Annotated in this window: 19 protein-coding genes; 13 read left to right on the forward strand and 6 right to left on the reverse strand. The window is 72.4% G+C overall.

Annotation, left to right across the window (positions count from 1 at the left end; all coding sequences use genetic code 11):
• Nucleotides 1–125 precede the first annotated feature (125 nt).
• A complete protein-coding gene (locus ACIP98_RS40045; RefSeq protein ID WP_319662598.1) occupies nucleotides 126–500 on the reverse strand; it encodes a peptidase inhibitor family I36 protein in 375 nt (124 codons plus the stop codon).
• Nucleotides 501–614: 114 nt separating this feature from the next.
• Nucleotides 615–2216, reverse strand: coding sequence for a DHA2 family efflux MFS transporter permease subunit (locus ACIP98_RS40050; protein ID WP_319662599.1), 1602 nt, complete (start codon nucleotides 2214–2216; stop codon nucleotides 615–617).
• A gap of 108 nt (nucleotides 2217–2324) precedes the next feature.
• Between ACIP98_RS40050 and ACIP98_RS40055 the strand changes: the two genes are divergently transcribed.
• From ACIP98_RS40055 to ACIP98_RS40065, 3 genes are read left to right on the forward strand one after another with little or no spacing between them, the layout of a single operon-like run.
• Nucleotides 2325–3008, forward strand: a complete 684-nt coding sequence (locus tag ACIP98_RS40055) for a TetR family transcriptional regulator (protein ID WP_319662600.1) — start codon at nucleotides 2325–2327, stop codon at nucleotides 3006–3008.
• Nucleotides 3009–3061: 53 nt separating this feature from the next.
• On the forward strand, nucleotides 3062–4258 hold the full coding sequence (locus ACIP98_RS40060) for an alpha/beta hydrolase (RefSeq protein WP_319662601.1): 1197 nt from the start codon (nucleotides 3062–3064) through the stop codon (nucleotides 4256–4258).
• 54 nt (nucleotides 4259–4312) lie between these two features.
• Nucleotides 4313–5098 carry a DUF4429 domain-containing protein gene (locus ACIP98_RS40065; RefSeq protein ID WP_401981450.1) on the forward strand — a complete coding sequence of 262 codons (786 nt, stop codon included), beginning with the start codon at nucleotides 4313–4315 and terminating at the stop codon, nucleotides 5096–5098.
• On the opposite strand, the gene ACIP98_RS40070 is transcribed toward ACIP98_RS40065, so the two are convergent.
• Both ACIP98_RS40070 and ACIP98_RS40075 read right to left on the reverse strand, forming a co-directional pair.
• Nucleotides 5059–6081: an aldo/keto reductase gene (locus tag ACIP98_RS40070; RefSeq protein ID WP_401981453.1), complete on the reverse strand. Its 1023-nt coding sequence runs from the start codon at nucleotides 6079–6081 to the stop codon at nucleotides 5059–5061. The genes ACIP98_RS40065 and ACIP98_RS40070 overlap by 40 nt on opposite strands.
• Nucleotides 6082–6086: 5 nt before the next feature.
• Nucleotides 6087–6548, reverse strand: coding sequence for a MerR family transcriptional regulator (locus tag ACIP98_RS40075; RefSeq protein ID WP_401981455.1), 462 nt, complete (start codon nucleotides 6546–6548; stop codon nucleotides 6087–6089).
• Nucleotides 6549–6609: 61 nt separating this feature from the next.
• Between ACIP98_RS40075 and ACIP98_RS40080 the strand changes: the two genes are divergently transcribed.
• On the forward strand, nucleotides 6610–7428 hold the full coding sequence (locus ACIP98_RS40080; RefSeq protein WP_319662606.1) for a serine hydrolase domain-containing protein: 819 nt from the start codon (nucleotides 6610–6612) through the stop codon (nucleotides 7426–7428).
• On the opposite strand, the gene ACIP98_RS40085 is transcribed toward ACIP98_RS40080, so the two are convergent.
• On the reverse strand, nucleotides 7400–8116 hold the full coding sequence (locus tag ACIP98_RS40085; RefSeq protein WP_319662607.1) for a cache domain-containing protein: 717 nt from the start codon (nucleotides 8114–8116) through the stop codon (nucleotides 7400–7402). The genes ACIP98_RS40080 and ACIP98_RS40085 overlap by 29 nt on opposite strands.
• Before the next feature lie 53 nt (nucleotides 8117–8169).
• The gene (locus tag ACIP98_RS40090) at nucleotides 8170–8910 is read right to left on the reverse strand and encodes a GntR family transcriptional regulator (protein WP_319662608.1); all 741 of its coding nucleotides are present in this window, start codon (nucleotides 8908–8910) and stop codon (nucleotides 8170–8172) included.
• A 111-nt stretch (nucleotides 8911–9021) separates the two neighbouring features.
• On the opposite strand from ACIP98_RS40090, the gene ACIP98_RS40095 reads away from it, so the two are divergent.
• The 9 genes from ACIP98_RS40095 to fabF all read left to right on the forward strand — a co-directional run bounded on the left by ACIP98_RS40095 (nucleotide 9022) and on the right by fabF (nucleotide 18012).
• Nucleotides 9022–10116, forward strand: coding sequence for an ABC transporter ATP-binding protein (locus tag ACIP98_RS40095; protein WP_401981457.1), 1095 nt, complete (start codon nucleotides 9022–9024; stop codon nucleotides 10114–10116).
• Nucleotides 10107–11300: an ABC transporter substrate-binding protein gene (locus tag ACIP98_RS40100; RefSeq protein WP_319662611.1), complete on the forward strand. Its 1194-nt coding sequence runs from the start codon at nucleotides 10107–10109 to the stop codon at nucleotides 11298–11300. The genes ACIP98_RS40095 and ACIP98_RS40100 overlap by 10 nt, the downstream gene beginning before the upstream one ends.
• 7 nt (nucleotides 11301–11307) lie before the next feature.
• Complete coding sequence (locus ACIP98_RS40105; protein ID WP_319662612.1) at nucleotides 11308–12195, forward strand: ABC transporter permease; 888 nt, start codon at nucleotides 11308–11310, stop codon at nucleotides 12193–12195.
• A gap of 12 nt (nucleotides 12196–12207) precedes the next feature.
• The gene (locus ACIP98_RS40110) at nucleotides 12208–13023 is read left to right on the forward strand and encodes an ABC transporter permease (protein ID WP_319662614.1); all 816 of its coding nucleotides are present in this window, start codon (nucleotides 12208–12210) and stop codon (nucleotides 13021–13023) included.
• Nucleotides 13024–13088: 65 nt separating this feature from the next.
• Nucleotides 13089–14288 carry a helix-turn-helix domain-containing protein gene (locus ACIP98_RS40115; RefSeq protein ID WP_319662615.1) on the forward strand — a complete coding sequence of 400 codons (1200 nt, stop codon included), beginning with the start codon at nucleotides 13089–13091 and terminating at the stop codon, nucleotides 14286–14288.
• 101 nt (nucleotides 14289–14389) lie between these two features.
• The gene (locus tag ACIP98_RS40120) at nucleotides 14390–15313 is read left to right on the forward strand and encodes an ACP S-malonyltransferase (protein WP_401981458.1); all 924 of its coding nucleotides are present in this window, start codon (nucleotides 14390–14392) and stop codon (nucleotides 15311–15313) included.
• A gap of 14 nt (nucleotides 15314–15327) precedes the next feature.
• On the forward strand, nucleotides 15328–16362 hold the full coding sequence (locus ACIP98_RS40125; protein WP_319662618.1) for a ketoacyl-ACP synthase III: 1035 nt from the start codon (nucleotides 15328–15330) through the stop codon (nucleotides 16360–16362).
• Between the two features lie 75 nt (nucleotides 16363–16437).
• On the forward strand, nucleotides 16438–16686 hold the full coding sequence (locus ACIP98_RS40130) for an acyl carrier protein (protein ID WP_319662619.1): 249 nt from the start codon (nucleotides 16438–16440) through the stop codon (nucleotides 16684–16686).
• Nucleotides 16687–16749: 63 nt separating this feature from the next.
• Entirely contained in the window at nucleotides 16750–18012 is a 1263-nt protein-coding gene (gene fabF, locus ACIP98_RS40135; protein ID WP_401981459.1) for a beta-ketoacyl-ACP synthase II, read from the forward strand.
• Nucleotides 18013–18171 lie beyond the last annotated feature (159 nt).

Raw genomic sequence — 18171 nt, forward strand, 5'->3', positions numbered from 1 at the left:
TCGACGTGGCCGCCGCCGACCCCGGCGCGGCCGGCGGCGACGCCTGACGGTCCCCGCTTCGCACGGGCCCCCACCGCGGTCGCGGTGGGGGCCCTGCCCTTTCCCGCGGGCTCACGGGCGGCCGGTCACTGGTCGACGATCTGGAAGGCCCGGATGGTGTGCCGGGACTGCGGCACCCAGGTGCCGGAGGGGAACGTCACGAAGTCGCCCTCGGTGGAGCACTCGGCGCTCTGGTAGGTCGTCACGAGCTTGCGCGTGCGGTTGACGAAGGACTTCGCGGTGACGCCCGCGGGCAGCGGCACGCAGGAGTTGACGTCGGTGTCCGCGAGCTCGTGGACGGTGCGGGGGCCGCCGTAGTCCGGCCGGGCCCACAGGCACAGTTCCCCCGGGTCGCAGCCGCCCGCGGGGGCCGCCCCCGCCGTCGCGGGGGACACCAGGACGGCGGCGCCCGCGGCCAGGGCGAGCGGCAGGGTCAGGGTCAGGGTCAGGGCACGGCGCATGTGGATCACTCCCCGTTGTCGGTACGCCGGGTACGGGGCACCACCGTGAACGACGAGGCCCGGGGCCGCCAAGGGCCCCGGGCCTCGATCACCCGGATAGGGAGTTCGCCGGCGTCAGACGTGCACCGCGCCGCCGGCGGCGTCCGCGTTGACGCCGCGCTTGGTCAGGAAGGCGACGGCCGCCGCGAAGGCGGCCACGATGCCGGCCACCATGAAGGCCAGCCCCATCCCGGACAGGAAGGTCTCGTGCGTGACCTTCGTGATCACGGCGACGACCTCGGCCGGGGTGTTCGGGGCGACCGGCGGCACGCCCACCACGACCGCGTCCGCGGCCTGCGCGGCCTGCTCGCCCTTCAGCGGGGGCAGACCCGCCGCGGCCCACTTCCCGGGCAGCGCGCTGTCCACCCGCGAGGCCATGATCGTCCCCAGGACGGCGGTGCCGAGGCTGCCGCCGACCTGCATGGCGGAGCCCTGGAGACCGCCGGCCACGCCGGACAGCTCCAGCGGGGCGTTGCCGACGATGACGTCGGTGGCACCGACCATCACCGGGGCGAGGCCGAGGCCGAGCAGCGCGAACCACAGGGACATGACCAGGGAACCGGAGTCGGCCTCCAGGCCGGTCATGCCGAACATGGCGACCGCCGTGCACACCATGCCGCCGACCAGCGGCACCTGCGGGCCGAACTTGGTGATCAGCATGCCGGCGACCGGCGAGCTGACGATCATCATCGCGGTGAGCGGCAGCAGGTGGACACCGCACTCCACCGCCGACATCCCGTGGACGTTCTGCAGGTAGAAGGTGACGAAGAACAGGCCGCCGAGGAAGGCGAAGGCCATCAGCACCATCAGCAAGGTGCCCGCGGACAGCGGCACCGAGCGGAACATCCGCAGCGGGATCAGCGGCTCGGAGGCCCTGGTCTCCCAGAGCGCGAACAGCACGAACAGCAGCACCGAGCCGATCAGGAAGAGCAGGGTCTGCGCGTTGCCCCAGCCCCACTCCGGAGCCTTGATCAGGCCCCACACCAGGCCGAACATCGCGCCGGAGAGCAGCAGGATGCCCGGGATGTCGAAGGAGCGCGGCGCCTTGTCGGCGCGGACGTCCTTGAGGATCACCAGGCCCATGGCGAGCGCGATCAGGCCCACGGGCACGTTGATGAAGAAGACGGACTCCCAGTTGACGTGCTCGACCAGCAGACCGCCCGCGATCGGCCCGGCGGCGGTGGAGGCGCCGATGACCATGCCCCAGATGCCGATGGCCATGTTGAGCTTCTCGGCCGGGAAGGTGGCCCGCAGCAGGCCGAGCGCGGCGGGCTGCAGCAGCGCGCCGAACACGCCCTGCAGCACGCGGAGCCCGATCACCATGCCGACGCCGCTGGAGAGGCCGATCAAGCCCGAGGTGACCGCGAAGCCCCCGAGGCCGATCAGGAAGGTCTGCCGGTGCCCGAACCGGTCGCCGAGCTTGCCCGCTGTGATCAGCGACACGGCCAGGGCGAGCATGTACCCGGTGGTGATCCACTGGATCTGCTCCCGGGAGGCGCCGAGGTCGGCCTGGATGGCCGGGTTGGCGACGGCGACGATGGTGCCGTCCAGCGCCACGACCATGACGCCGATGGCGACCGAGAAGAGGGTCAGCCAGGGATGGCCGCGGAGTGGCTTCTTGGCAGGCGCCGGTATGGGGTCCGGGGCCTGGCCGGTGACGACGGAGGCTTGGGTCATGGGCAAGAGATTATGGCAGCGTCTGACATTTGACCAAAGCATTCATCCGTCGGTGACTGTCAGGAAGCAGAACCGTTTCGAAGGGGGGCCCGGAAAGGTGGACGGCAGATGACGTACGCGATGCCCAGGACGCCCGTGTGCGGCCTGCGGGAGCGCAAGAAGCAGCGCACGCGGGACGCGCTCGTGCGGGCCGCGGTGGAGCTGTTCGTGGCGCAGGGCTACGACCGGACGACCGTGGACGAGATAGCCGCCGCGGTGGACGTCTCGCAGCGCACGTTCTTCCGCTACTTCGCGGGCAAGGAGGAGGTCGCCCTCGCGCTGGAGGACACCGTCGAGGACGCCTACGTCTCCGCGGTCGCGGCCCGGCCGCCCGGCGAGCCGCCGTTCGCGGCGCTGCACGCGGCGCTGGGCGCGTCGTGGGACGGCATCGGCGCGCTCATCGTCGCCGTCGTGCCGCTGCCCACGTACATGGCGATGTACCGGGTCATCGAGTCCACGCCGACCCTGCTGGCCGCGCAGATGCGCCGCTCGGCCGTGCTGGAGGGGCGGCTGGCGGCCGTCATCGCCGCCCGTGAGGGCCTGGACGCGGCCGATCCGCGGCCGCGGGTGCTCGTGGGCGCCGTCGGCGGGGTGCTCAGAGCCGCCCAGCGGCTGTGGGGCGGCGGCGACGAGACGAGCGTGGAGTCGATCCGCCGGATCACCGAGGAGCACCTGGCCCAACTCGTCCCCGTGCTGACACAACCGTGGGACGAACATCAGCGTGTGTCCGGAATCTCCTTCTTTCAAACGTGACTTGAGTCACGGCGTGCTCAGGGGACCGGCGCCGTCTCCTATGGTGGCACGCAGTGAATTTCGCCGACGAGCGTTTCAGCTCCCCCTCCCTGCGCGCCCTCCTGGCCCTGGCCGTGGTCTTCGTCATGCTGTCGACCACCGGCTGGACGGCGCTGCGTCACCACACCGGTGACAGCGACCCCAAGTCCCTTGCCGCGGCCGCCTGGCGGCACGCCACGGTGGGCGGCCGTCCGCTGCCCGATCCGCAGGCCGGGGCGAACGCCGTGGCGCGTTTCTTCGGCACGCTCGGCCCGGCGCAGGCCCAGCGCCTGGCGAAGCGCTACCCGTTGATCGTGGGCAACCTCAACGGCGCGCCGCTGACGCTGCGTTACCAGGCCAACCAGATCACGCTCGGCACCGAGCGGGCCCGGGAGAACGCCCGCTCGCACAGCCCGCTGCTCAGCGCCGAGGGCCGGAAGGACGCGGCCGAGCTGGCGAGCCGCTATGCCTCGCTCCAGAAGCCCGGCCGGCAGATCCTCGCCTTCGACCCGGCGGGCCGGGGCCGGGTCGCCGAGGTCCTCGGCGACCTGCGGCGCGCGGACCGGGTCTCGATCGTGGTGCCCGGTGTCGACACCGACGTGATGTCCTTCGAGCGCACCGCCCTCCCCTACCGGGCACCGGCGGGCATGGCGCACTCCCTGTACGCCGCCGAGCGGGCCGCCGATCCGGGCGCCCGCACGGCCGTCATCGCGTGGGCCGACTGGACCACCCCGCTCGGCGTGGGCCTGGACGCGTCCACCGGAGAACGGGCCGAGCAGGGCGCGGTCCGGCTGACCGCCCTGGTGCGGGCGCTGCCGGCGCGCGGCGACGTGGCGCTGTTCTGCCATTCGTACGGCTCGGTGCTGTGCGGTGTGGCCGCACCCGGTCTGCCGGCCGGCCGGGTCTCGGACATCACGGTCTTCGGCAGCCCCGGCATGCGCGTGGACCGGGCGGCCGATCTGCGCACGGGCGCCCGCGTGTGGGCCACCCGGGACAGCTCGGACTGGATCGGCGACGTACCGCACCTGGAGATCGCGGGGCTGGGCCACGGCGCGGACCCGGTCTCCCGGGCCTTCGGCGCCCGGGTCGTCAGCTCCGACGGCGCCGAGGGCCACGCGGGCTACTTCCGCTCGGGCACCGGCAGCCTCGCCAACTTCACCCGTATCGCCCTCGGGCGCTTTCCGGACGTCCGCTGCGCCGAAGGCAGGTCCTGCACGGCGGGCGTGGCCTAGACCGGCCTCACACGGCAGGTTCCCCCGGCGGGAACCCGGCCTACGATGACTCGTATGGGTGACGTATTGGCCGGATCCAACGCCGTATGGGAGTTCGATGCCGACGCGGTCCTCATCCGGTACGAGCGGGGGATGCGCAACTCCAAGCTGCTCCAGGTGCTCGGCCGGCGCCGCGTCCCCTACGCAGCTCTGTCGGGCGTGGAGCTCGCGCCGGGCAGGCGCGGCACCCTGGTGCTGCGCGCCGTGCCGCGGCCGGGTGCCGACCCCCTGATGGAGGCGGCGGACGGCCAGCTCAAGGAGGCCGCCGACCCCTACCGTCTGGTGCTGCCCGCCGCCCGCGAACCGCTCGCCGAGCAGTGCGCCGAGCACCTGCTGACCGCGATCGGCGCCCGGGGCGCCGACGCGGACGAGCCGGCCCCGCACCACCTCGTGGACGCCCCCGCCCCTCCCCTGTCGTTCAAGGCGTACGACGGGAGGGCGTCCTTCGACGGGCACACGGTGTCCTTCCGCTGGTTCTGGACCGGCGCCTCCACGGCGAAGTGGCGGGCCGGCGACCAGCACTTCCCGGTCGCCGGGCTGACCGGCCTCGACTGGCGCTCCCCCGAGGCACTCGGCGGCCACCTGCGGCTGCTCCCCCGCGACGGCGGCGGCCGGCTGCCGGGCGGCGCGGACGACGACCCGACGGCCGTGGTGTTCGGCCTCGGCTACGGCCCGGTCCACGAGTCGCTGCCGCTGGCGGCGGCCGTCCTGGCGGCGATCCAGCGGGCCGCGCGGTCGCGGCCCGCCCTGGAGCGCGAGGGCTACTCGCGCGCCGCCGACGTGGACGACATGTCCGCGTAGCGGTCACCGGCGACCTGTCCCGCGATCGGTTCCAGCCACCCCAGCTCGGTCTCGTCCAGGACGATCCGGGTGGCGGCGGCGTTCTCCCGCACGCGCTCGGCCTTCCGGGTGCCCGGGATCGGGACGACCGCCAGCCGGTGCACCTGGGCCCGCTGCTGGACCCAGGCCAGGGCGATCTGGCCGGGTGTGGCGTCGTGCGCCTCGGCGGCCCTGCGCAGCGGCTCCAGCAGATCGGCGTTGCGCTTGGCGTTCTCCCCGGTGAAGCGGGGCTGGGCCTGCCGGAAGTCGTCCGCCGTCAGCTCCGAGGCGGCCTGGAAGGAGCCGGTGAGGAAGCCGCGCCCGAGCGGGGAGTACGGCACCACGGCCACGCCCAGCTCGGCGGCGGCACCGGCGAGGGAGACCTCCACGTCACGGCTGAACAGCGACCACTCCGACTGCACGGCCGCGATCGGGTGCACCGCGTGCGCCTCGCGCAGCTCGGCCCCGGTCACCTCGGACAGGCCCAGGTGCTTGACCTTGCCCGCCCGCACCAGCTCGGCCATCGCGCCGACCGACTCGGCCAGCGGCACGGCCGGGTCACGGCGGTGCATGTAGTACAGGTCGACGACGTCCGTGCCGAGACGGCGCAGGCTGGCGTCGACGGCCTGCCGGATGTAGGCCGGGTCGTTGCGCACGCCGCGGTACCGCAGGTCGTCGGCCTTGCGCTCGATGCCGAACTTGGTGGCGAGGGTGATCTCGTCGCGGTGCGCCCGCACGAAGGGAGCGAGGAACTCCTCGTTCGCGCCCAGACCGTAGACGTCGGCGGTGTCGAAGAGCGTGACGCCGAGGCCGAGCGCCGCCTCCAGCGTGGCACGGGCGGCGCCCTCGTCGGTCGGTCCGTAGAACTCGCTGATGCCCATGCAGCCCAGGCCCTGCACGCCGACCAGGGGGCCGTCCGTGCCGAGTGCGACCGTGGCGATCGGCTCGTTGTTCGTGTCGGTCATGGGGTTCATGCCCTCTCGGACGCCCTGGGGGCGTCGGCGTAGACGTCGATCTTGTGGTCGAGGACCGCGAGGGTGTCCTGGAGCTCGGCGATCCGCTGCAGCACATCCCGCCGGGTGGACTCCAGCAGGTCCCGGCGATCGGGGAAGGTGTGATCGCCCAGCCGCACCAGCTCCGCGTAGCGGACCATGTCCGCGACCGGCATCCCGGTCAGCCGCAGTTTGCCGACGAAGGCCAGCCAGTCCAGGTCGCGATGGGTGAAGCGGCGCTGCCCGGTGTGGGACCGGTCGACATGCGGCATCAGGCCGATCCTCTCGTACCAGCGCAGGGTGTGCGCGCTCAGGCCGGTGAAGGCGGCGACCTCGCTGATCGTGTAGCGGTCCCGGCCGGCCGGGAGGGGGTGCGGCGCCTCGTCGGCGCTGCCGGGTACGCTGCCGGGCTTGCTCTTGGCCACCTGCGTCACGGTCATGGGTTCCACGCTAAAACCCTGGAGTGCACTCCAGGCAAGGGCATTGGTTAGGCTCACCGTCATGCGGAGCCTGAGCAGCCTGAGCGCGATCGAGAACTGGCCTGTCCCGACGGCCGCGGCGGCGGTCGTCCGCCGCGACGGCACCGTCCTGGGAACGTACGGCGAGACCGGGCGGCGCTTCCGGCTGATGTCGGTGACCAAGCCGCTGTCCGCGTACGCGGCGCTGGTCGCGGTGGAGGAGGGCGCGGTCGAACTGGACGAGCCGGCCGGCCCGGAGGGCTCGACCGTACGGCACCTGCTCGCGCACACCTCCGGGCTCGCCTTCGACGAGCACCGGGTGATGGCGGCGCCCGGCACCCGGCGGATCTACTCCAACGCGGGCTTCGAGGCGCTGTCCGACCACATCGCCAAGGCCACCGAGATCCCCTTCGCCGAGTACCTGCGGCAGGCGGTGCTGGAGCCGCTCGGCATGCACGCCACCGACCTGCCGGGCTCGGCGGGCGCGGGCGCCGTCTCGACCGTGGACGACCTGGTGCGTTTCGCCGCCGAACTGCAGGCGCCGCGGCTGCTGGCGCCGGAGACGGTGGCCGCGGCCACCTCGGTGGCCTTCCCGGGGCTCAAGGGCGTCCTGCCGGGCTACGGCGGCCAGGACCCCAACGACTGGGGTCTGGGCTTCGAGATCCGGGGCCACAAGTCGCCGCACTGGACGGGCGCGTCGTCCTCGCCGGGCACCTACGGGCACTTCGGGCAGTCCGGCACGTTCCTGTGGGTCGACCCCGGGGCCGGGGCGGCCTGCGTGGTGCTGACGGGCCGTGACTTCGGCGAGTGGGCGCTGCCGTTGTGGCCCGCGCTCACGGACGCGGTGCTGTCGCAGTTGTGACCAGCGTCAGCGGGATCGGTCCGCAGGACCGCCCGCTGAAGCTCCGCAGCAGCGAGCCTGCCAGGTGCCGGGGATCGGTGGAAGCGGCCACCCGGCCGCGGGCGTTGACCAGCGCGGCCGGGGCCGGCAGCCGGCGCAGCAGCGGCAGCACGGCGGCCTCGAAGTGGCGCAGGTAGACGTCCGCGGCGGCCACGCCGAGGAAGCGGCCGCCGTGCTGGACCGGCACCGACAGCGTGAGGCTGTACTCGTCGGAGCACAGGTAGTCCACGTACGGTCCGGCCACCGCGCGTTCGCCGGTGGCGCGGGGCAGCGCGAACCAGTCCCAGTGGGTGTAGTCGGAGTACGCCGAGGTCTGCGGGTCGAGGTCGAGCAGCAGCGGCCGCAACTCCCCGTCCCGGTGCGTCTGCCACCACTCCAGCCAGGCCGGTACGTCGCCGAGCAGCCCGGGTTCGGCGATGAAGCCGATGCCGGAGATCAGGTCGCCCCGGCCGCGCAGCCGGTCGTGCAGCAGCGGCCGCAGCGCGGCGAGGTCGGCGGAGGTGGGCGCGCGGCCTGCCGCGCGCACGGCGGCGACGGCGGTGGTGCGTTCGGCGACCTGGCCGACGGCGGCGAAGACGTCCTCGAGCGCGGCGCGGACCCGGTCCACGACACCGGCGGCGACGTCCTCGACGACGGTTGATGAGCTCATGACCACGGCGACTGCCTCCGGTGCGGGAGGACGGGAGGTGCGGGGCGCCCGGGTCAGCCGGCGGCGGTCAGACGCAGTCCGATCAGGCGCTCCATCGCGTCCTGAACCCGCCGTTCGGCCAGGGACCTGGCCCGTTCCGCGTCGCCTTCGCGCACGGCGCCGATCAGCGCGCGGTGCAGCGCGACGGCCGCCGCGCGGGCGTCGTCCTCCCCGAGTGCGAGACAGATTAGCGCTCCGATCTCCGCCTGGATACGGATCTCCTCCTTGGTGAGACGGGCCGACTGGGAGGCGGCGGCGAGTTCCACATGGAGCCGGCCGTAGACGCGGCCGCGGGCGGCGAGGTCGTCGGCCGTCTCGAACTCCTCCAGGGAGCGCCGGAGCGGGGCGAGGTCGTCCGGTCCGGTGCGCTCGGCGGCCAGTCGCGCGGCGGAACCGGCCACGGCGGCCCAGTGGTCGGCGAGGTCGCGCAGTTCCTCGGTGCTCCAGTCGGCCAGCCGGTGGCCCAGCCTGGCGTGCCGGGGCTGGCCCGGGGCGGTGACGAAGCTGCCGCCGCCGCGGCCGCGGCGGGTGGTGACCAGCCCCTGCTGCCGCAGGGCCATGAGCGCCTCCCGCAAGGTCACCGTGGACACGCCCAGCCGGGTGGCCAGTTCGCTCTCCCCGGGCAGTTGCTCCCCGTCGGCCAGCAGGCCCAGCTCGATGGCGTCCGCCAGCCGCCGCACGACCGCGTCCACCCGGGCGAGGTTGCCGACGGGCGCGAAGACGGCGTGCAGCGCGCCATTCGAAAGTTTGCTCACCCGGACACCTTCTCACTTGGGGAAAGTTTTACCCCGGCCAGGCCTTGTCCTCTGAAATATAACTTCATAGGTTTTCAGTCAACGCCCTTGCGAACAGAAAGGTTCCCGCCCATGGAGGGAACGGCCGGCGGAACGGCCAGCGGAGCAGCCACCGGAACGCCCGCCGTGCGGCTGCGGGGACTGGCCAAGTCGTTCGGCCCGGTGCGCGCGGTCGACGGCCTCGACCTGGAGATCGCCGACGGCGAGTTCTTCTCGATGCTCGGGCCGTCCGGCTCCGGCAAGACCACCGTGCTGCGCATGGTCGCGGGCTTCGAGGCCCCCACCGCGGGCAGCGTCGAACTCGCCGGCCGGGACGTCACCCGCCTCGCCCCCTTCGAGCGGGACGTGAACACCGTCTTCCAGGACTACGCGCTCTTCCCGCACATGACGGTCGAGCAGAACGTCGCGTACGGACTGCGGATCCGCAAGGTGCCCAAGGCCGAGCGCGCCGAGCGCGCCCGCGCCGCCCTCGCCTCGGTACGGCTGGCGGACTTCGGCGGGCGGCGCCCCGCCCAGTTGTCCGGCGGGCAGCGGCAACGGGTGGCGCTGGCCCGGGCCCTGGCCAACCGGCCGAAGGTGCTGCTGCTGGACGAGCCGCTGGGGGCGCTCGACCTCAAGCTGCGCGAGCAGATGCAGGTCGAGCTCAAGGAACTCCAGCGCGCGGTCGGCATCACCTTCGTCCTCGTCACCCACGACCAGGAGGAGGCGCTGACCCTCAGCGACCGGATCGCCGTCTTCAACGGCGGCCGGATCGAACAGGTCGGCACCCCCGCCGAGGTGTACGAGCGGCCCGCCACCCCCTTCGTCGCCGGCTTCGTCGGCACGTCCAACCTGCTCACCGACGAGAGCGGGACCTACAGCGTCCGGCCGGAGAAGATCCGGCTGCTGGACGCCGGGGAGGAGGCGTCCGGCGCGGACGACACCGACGGCACCGCGCTGCGCACCGTCTCGGGCACCGTCGCCGAGGTCGTCTACCTCGGCGACTCCACCCGCTTCCTGGTCGACCTGGACGACGGCGGCCGGGTGACCGCCCTCCAGCAGAACCGGGAGACCTCCTCGGCGGACGTCGCCGCGTACCGGGGCACCCGCGTCCGCCTCCAGTGGCACCGCCGCCACCACGTCACCGTCCAGCCCGCCCCACCGGAAACGGAGTCCACGTGCGTCTGACCCGTACCCTCGCCGCCTGCACCCTCCTGGCCCTGGCCACCGCCTGCGGCGGGTCCTCCTCCGACAAGGGCTCCGGCTCCGGAAGCGGGTTCACCCCGCCGAAGCTCAGTGCGCAGAAGACCCTCGGGAAGACCGAGGGCACGGTCAACCTGATCGCCTGGGCCGGCTACGCCGAGGACGGCTCCAACGACAAGTCCGTCGACTGGGTCACGCCGTTCGAGAAGGAGACCGGCTGCCAGGTCAACACCAAGGTGGCCGGCACCTCGGACGAGATGGTCAGCCTGATGAAGACCGGCCAGTACGACGCCGTCTCCGCCTCCGGCGACGCCTCGCTGCGGCTGATCGCCTCGGGCGACGCCGCCCCGGTCAACACCGGTCTGGTGCCCAACTACAAGGACATCTTCCCGAGTCTGAAGATGCAGAAGTGGAACTCGGTGAACGGGGTCGCCTACGGCATCCCGCACGGCCGCGGCGCCAACCTGCTGATGTACCGCACCGACAAGGTCTCCCCCGCGCCGACCTCCTGGTCCGCGGTGTTCGACAAGTCCTCCCCGTACAAGGGCCACGTCACCGCCTACGACTCGCCCATCTCCATCGCGGACGCCGCGCTGTACCTGATGAAGACCAAGCCGGAACTGGGCATCAAGGACCCGTACGCCCTGGACCAGAAGCAGTTCGACGCCTCGGTCGCCCTGCTGAAGGAGCAGAACGCCAACATCGGCGAGTACTGGAGCGACTACCTCAAGGAGATCTCCGCGTTCAAGAGCGGCGACTCCGTCATCGGCACCAGCTGGCAGGTCATCGCCAACCTCGCCGAGGCCGAGAAGGCCCCGGTCGCCGCCGTCCTCCCGAGCGAGGGCGCGACGGGCTGGTCCGACACCTGGATGATCTCCGCCAAGGCCCAGCACCCCAACTGCGCCTACAAGTGGCTCGACTGGATCGTCTCGCCCAAGGTCAACGCCCAGGTCGCCGAGTGGTTCGGCGAGGCCCCGTCGAACGCCAAGTCCTGCGCGCTGACCGCCGACAAGAACCACTGCACCGTCTTCCACGCCTCCGACGAGCCGTACTGGAAGAAGGTCCACTTCTGGAACACCCCGATCCCGCAGTGCCTCGACGGCCGCACCGACGTCGCTTGCGTCCCCTACGCCAAGTGGGTCCAGGCCTGGACCGAGATCAAGGGCTGAACCGTCCGTGACCACCACGACCACCACGAGCACCACACCCGGGCGGCGGCTCGCGGGCTTCCTGCACCGCCGCCCGCGGCTGCGGCTGTCGCTGCTGCTGTCCGCCCCGCTGCTGTGGCTGGTACTGGCCTATCTGGGCTCGCTGGCCGCGCTGTTCCTCTCCGCCTTCTGGACCACCGACCCCTTCACCTCGAACGTCGTCAAGGTCTGGAGCACCGACAACTTCCACGCCCTGTGGACGACCCCGGTCTACCGGGACGTCGCGCTGCGCAGCCTCGGCGTGGCGGTCGCGGTCACCGTCATCGACGTCGTCATCGCCTTCCCGATCGCCTTCTACACCGCGCGGGTGGCCCGGCCCCGCCACCGGCACCTGCTGGTGGTCGCCGTGCTCACCCCGCTGTGGGCGAGTTACCTCGTCAAGGCCTACGCCTGGCGGGTGATGCTCTCCGAGGACGGTCCGCTGGACTGGGCGCTGGCCCCGCTCGGCCTGCACGGCCCCGGGTACGGGCTGCCGGCCGCCGTCGTCGTACTGGCCTACCTGTGGCTGCCGTACATGATCCTGCCCCTGCACGCCGGCCTGGAGCAGCTGCCCGGCAGCCTGCTGGACGCTTCCGCGGACCTCGGGGCGCGGACCTGGCGCACCTTCAGGTCGGTCGTGCTGCCGATGGTGCTGCCCTCGGTGGCGGCCGGTTCGGTGTTCACCTTCTCGCTCAGCCTCGGCGACTACATCGCCGTCCAGATCGTCGGCGGCAAGACGCAGCTCATCGGCAACGTCGTCTACTCCAACATCACCCTCGACCTGCCGCTCGCCGCCGCCCTGGGCACGGTGCCGGTCGCGATCATCGTTGTCTACCTGCTGGCCGTGCGACGCACCGGCGCGCTCCAGAGTCTGTGAGGACCGTAGGCCATGCACCTGTCCCGACCCGCCCGGATCGCCCTGCGCGTCGCGGCCGCGCTCGGCTTCGCCGTCATCTACCTTCCGTTGCTGCTGGTCCTGCTGAACTCCTTCAACGCCGACCGCGCCTTCGGCTGGCCGCCCTCCGGGCTCACCCTGCGCTGGTGGGGCGACGCCTGGCACAGCGACGGCGCCCGCGCCGCGCTGTGGACCTCGGTGCGGGCCGGACTCGGCGCGACGGCGGTGTCCCTGGTGCTGGGCACGCTGATCGCCTTCGCCGTCCAGCGCCACCGGTTCTTCGGCCGTGAGGCACTGTCCTTCGTGGTGGTCCTGCCGATCGCCCTGCCGGGCATCGTCACCGGCATCGCCCTGAACACGGCGTTCCGCACGGTGCTGGAGCCGCTCGGCGTGGGCCTCGGGCTGTTCACGGTCGTCGTGGGTCACGCCACCTTCTGCGTCGTGGTGGTCTTCAACAACGTCCTGGCCCGGCTGCGGCGGACCTCGGGCTCGTACGAGGAGGCGGCCATGGACCTGGGCGCCGACACCTTCCAGGTCTTCCGCGACATCACCTTCCCGCTGATCCGCTCGGCGCTGCTGGCGGGCGGCCTGCTGGCCTTCGCGCTCTCCTTCGACGAGATCGTGGTCACCACCTTCACCGCCGGGCCCGGGGTCCAGACGCTCCCGGTGTGGATCTTCGGCAACATGGCCCGGCCGCAGCAGGCGCCCGTGGTCAACGTGGTCGCCGCGGTGCTGATCGTGCTGTCGGTGGTCCCCATCTACGTCGCCCAGCGGCTGTCCGCGGACACCGCTTCGGGGGGCCGGATCTGAGGCACGGACGCGCGCAGAACAGGGGTCCGTGCCATCCTTCCGCCCGGATAAGGCAGGCTTGTACCGTGCCAGAACCCGCGCAGAACGCATTCGACCCCGCCCGCGACCACTCCCACACCGCGACCCTGCGACGGCTGGAGAAGTCCTCGGGGCGCCTCGCGGCGGCGGCGATCGCTCGGATGGACGCACAGTTGCCCTGGTACCGGGCCATGCCGCCGGAGAACCGTTCGTGGATCGGGCTCGTGGCGCAGGCGGGCATCGCGGCGTTCACCGAGTGGTTCCGGCACCCCGAGACGCCGCAGGCGATCAGCACCGACGTCTTCGGCACCGCGCCGCGTGAGCTGACCCGGGCGATCTCGTTGCGCCAGACGGTGGAGATGGTGCGCACCACCATCGAGGTGATGGAGGCGGCCATCGACGAGGTCGCCGCGCCCGGCGACGAGTCGGTGCTGCGCGAGGCGCTGCTGGTGTACGCCCGGGAGATCGCCTTCGCGACGGCCCAGGTGTACGCCCAGGCGGCGGAGGCGCGCGGGGCCTGGGACGCCCGCCTGGAGTCCCTGGTGGTCAACGCCGTGCTGTCCGGGGAGGCGGACGAGGGCGTGCTGTCGCGGGCGGCGGCGCTCGGCTGGAGCTCCCCCGACAAGATCGTGGTGGTGCTGGGCACGGCCCCCAACGGCGACAGCGAACTGACCGTGGAGGCCATCCGCCGGGCGTCACGCCACGCGAAGCTGCAGGTCCTGACCGGTGTGCTGGGCGACCGGCTGATCGTGGTCGCGGGCGGCGACGACGAGCCGCTGCGCGTCGCCAAGGCGCTGATCGGCCCCTTCGCGGCGGGCCCGGTGGTGGCCGGCCCGGTCGTCGGCGACCTGCTGTCGGCCTCCCGTTCCGCGCAGGCCGCGGCCGCCGGCCTGCGGGCCTGCGCCGCGTGGCCGGACGCGCCGAGACCCGTGCAGGCGGACGACCTGCTGCCGGAGCGGGCGATGGCCGGGGACCGCTACGCCCGCGATCAGCTGGTGGAGGAGATCTACAGGCCCCTGGAGGAAGCCGGGTCGGCGTTGCTGGAGACGCTGTCGGTGTACCTGGAACAGGCGTCGTCGCTCGAAGGGGCCGCCCGTATGTTGTTCGTTCACCCCAACACCGTCCGGTACCGCCTGCGACGTGTGACGGACGTCACCGGCTGGTCGCCCTCGGATGTACGCTCCGCGTTCACCCTTCGTATCGCGCTCATCCTGGGCCGGCTCTCCGACTCCGGACAGACACCGTAGGTGTACGCAGGGCGTTTGTGGGACACCAACAAATCGCCCGTCGGTTCTTGGTCCCTGTCCCCACGGGCGGGGACGACCTCGCTCAAGAGAGAGTTGAAAGCGTGCTCGTACTCGTCGCTCCCGGCCAGGGTGCCCAGGCCCCCGGCTTCCTCGCCCCATGGCTCGATCTGCCCGGCGTCTCCGATCGCCTCGCGGAGCTGTCCGCGACCGCCGGACTCGATCTCGCCCACTACGGCACCAAGGCCGACGCGGAGGAGATCCGCGACACGGCCGTCGCCCAGCCGCTGCTGGTCGCCGCCGGCCTGGTCGCGGCGGAGCGGCTGCTGCCCGGCGCCGGCGCGCCGCACGCGGTGGCCGGCCACAGCGTCGGTGAGATCACCGCCGCGGCGATCGGCGGGGTGCTGAGCGCCGACGCGGCGATGGCGTTCGTCCGCACCCGCAGCACGGCGATGGCCGCGGCCGCCGCCGTCACCGAGACCGGCATGTCGGCGGTGCTCGGCGGGGACCCGGACACGGTCGTGGCGCACCTGGAGAAGCTCGGACTCACCCCCGCGAACATCAACGGCGCCGGACAGATCGTCGCCGCCGGCACGATCGCGCAGCTGGCCGCGCTGACCGCGGACAAGCCGGAGAAGGCGCGGGTGATCCCGCTGAAGGTGGCGGGTGCCTTCCACACCCACCACATGGCCCCGGCCGTGGCCACCCTGGACGCGCTGGCGGGGACGCTGGAGGTCTCCGACCCGTCGCTGCCGTACGTGTCCAACACCGACGGCACGGTCGTCACCGGCGGCAAGGAGGTCGTCGCGCGGCTGGTGTCGCAGGTGTCCAACCCCGTGCGGTGGGACCTGTGCATGGACACCTTCAAGGAACTCGGCGTCACCGCCGTGATCGAGCTCGTCCCGGGTGGCACTCTGGTGGGCCTGGCCAAGCGAGCGATGCCCGGCGTCGCGACCCTGGCCCTCAAGACCCCGGACGACCTCGAGGCCGCCCGCGCGATCGTCGCCGAGCACGGCGCCCAGGAATAGGAGTCCTCGCAGACATGACCGCGAAGATCAGGCCCGCCAAGGGCTCCCCGTACGCACGGATCATGGGCGTCGGCGGCTACCGGCCGACCCGCGTGGTGCCCAACGAGGTGATCCTGGAGCACATCGACTCCAGCGACGAGTGGATCCGCTCCCGCTCCGGCATCGCCTCCCGCCACTGGGCCGGCCCGGACGAGACGGTCTCCGAGATGTCCGTGATCGCGGCGGGCAAGGCCATCGCCGACGCGGGGATCTCCGCCGAGGACATCGGCGGCGTCATCGTCGCCACGGTCTCCCACTTCAAGCAGACCCCGGCGGTCGCGACCGAGATCGCGCACCGGATCGGTGCGGTCAAGCCGGCCGCGTTCGACATCTCCGCGGGCTGCGCCGGCTTCACGTACGCCGTGACGCTCGCCAAGGGCATGGTCACCGAGGGCAGCGCCAAGCACGTCCTGGTGATCGGCGTCGAGCGGCTGAGCGACCTGACCGACAAGTCCGACCGCGCCACCGCCTTCCTCTTCGGCGACGGCGCCGGCGCGGTCGTCATCGGCCCCGCCGACGAGCCGGAGATCGGCCCGACCGTGTGGGGTTCGGAGGGCGACAAGTCCAACACCATCACCCAGACCGTCGCATGGGACCGCTTCCGTGTGGGTGATGTCGCACAGCTCCCGGTGGACGCCGACGGACAGGTGAAGTTCCCGGCGATCACCCAGGAGGGCCAGACGGTCTTCCGCTGGGCGGTCTTCGAGATGGCCAAGGTGGCCCAGGAGGCGCTGGACGCCGCCGGGATCACCGCGGACGACCTGGACGTCTTCATCCCGCACCAGGCCAACATGCGGATCATCGACTCGATGATCAAGGCGCTCAAGCTCCCCGAGCACGTCGCCGTGGCCCGCGACATCGAGACCACCGGCAACACCTCGGCCGCGTCGATCCCGCTCGCGATGGAGCGCCTGCTGGCCACCGGACAGGCCAAGAGCGGCGACACGGCCCTGATCATCGGGTTCGGGGCGGGTCTCGTGTACGCCGCCACGGTCGTTACCCTCCCCTAGGCAACACCCCACGCGGCGGCGCACTCCCGCCCGCCGCAGCCCGTAGTAACAGCACCGAAGAAGGAGAGCGCCGCAATGGCCGCCACCCAGGAAGAGATCGTCGAGGGTCTCGCCGAGATCGTGAACGAGATCGCCGGCATCCCCACCGAGGACGTCCAGCTGGACAAGTCCTTCACCGACGACCTGGACGTCGACTCGCTGTCCATGGTCGAGGTCGTCGTCGCCGCCGAGGAGCGCTTCGAGGTGAAGATCCCGGACGACGACGTCAAGCAGCTCAAGACCGTCGGCGACGCCGTCGACTACATCCTCAAGGCCCAGGCCTGATCAAGGCCGGTCCCGGACGACGTGTCTGTCGCCCGCCCTTCTAGACGTGGAGAGACAATCCCTGTGAGCCCGACCAATCACACCGTGGTCGTCACCGGTATCGGCGCAACCACTCCGCTGGGCGGGGACAGCGCGTCGAGCTGGGAGGGGCTTCTCGCCGGCCGTTCCGGCGTCACCGCCCTGACCCAGGACTGGGCCGCCGAACTGCCGGTGCGCATCGCGGCGCAGATCGCCGTGGAGCCGCTGGAGGTTCTGCCCCGCCCGGTCGCACGCAAGCTCGACCGCTCTGCCCAGTTCGCACTCATCGCCACCCGTGAGGCGTGGGCCGACGCGGGCTTCGCCGCCAAGGCCGGCGAGGACAGCTCGATCGACCCCGACCGCCTCGGCGCGGTCATCGCCTCCGGCATCGGCGGCGTCACCACCCTGCTCGACCAGTACGACAACCTGCTGGCGTCCGGCCCGCGCAAGGTGTCCCCGCACACCGTGCCGATGCTGATGCCCAACAGCCCCTCCGCCAACGTCGGCCTGGAGGTCAACGCCCGGGCCGGTGTGCACACCCCGGTCAGCGCGTGCGCCTCGGGCGCGGAGGCCGTGGGCTACGCGTACGAGATGATCCGCTCCGGCCGTGCCGACGTGGTCGTCGCCGGCGGCACCGAGGCGGCCATCCACCCGCTGCCGATCGCGGCCTTCGCCAACATGATGGCGATGTCCAAGAACAACGAGGACCCGCAGGGCGCCTCCCGCCCGTACGACAAGGCCCGCAACGGCTTCGTCCTCGGCGAGGGCGCGGGCGTCGTCATCCTGGAGTCGGCCGAGCACGCCGCCAAGCGCGGCGCCAAGGTCTACGCCGAGGTGCTGGGCCAGGGCCTGTCGGCCGACGCCCACCACATCGCCCAGCCGGAGCCCACCGGCCGCGGCATCGCCGCCGCGCTGGAGCAGCTGCTGACCGCCACGGGCATCGACCCGGCGCAGATCCACCACCTCAACGCGCACGCCACGTCCACCCCGCAGGGTGACATCGCGGAGGTCAAGGCGCTGCGCAAGGTCCTCGGCGACCACCTCGACCACGTGGCCATCTCGGCCACCAAGTCGATGACCGGTCACCTCCTGGGCGGCGCGGGCGGCATCGAGACGGTCGCGACCGTCCAGGCCCTGTACCACCGCACCGCCCCGCCGACGATCAACCTCACCGACCTCGACGACGAGATCGAGCCGGGTCTGGTCTCCGGTGAGGCCCGGAAGCTGCCGGACGGTCAGATCGTGGCCGTCAACAACTCCTTCGGCTTCGGCGGCCACAACGTCGTCCTGGCCCTGCGGACCGTCTGACGGCGGCACCGAGCGCCCATCTCGCCCGAGGGCCGGGCCCCCCCCCCCCCCGGGGGGGGGCCCCCCCGCCGGGGGGGGGGCCCCCCGGGGGCGCCCCCCCCCGCCCCCGGCCCCCCCCCCCCCCCCCCGCCGCCGCCCCCCCCCCCCGGGGCGCCCCGG

Origin of the sequence: Streptomyces sp. NPDC088354 (assembly GCF_044753585.1) — a bacterium.
Classification (GTDB): domain Bacteria; phylum Actinomycetota; class Actinomycetes; order Streptomycetales; family Streptomycetaceae; genus Actinacidiphila.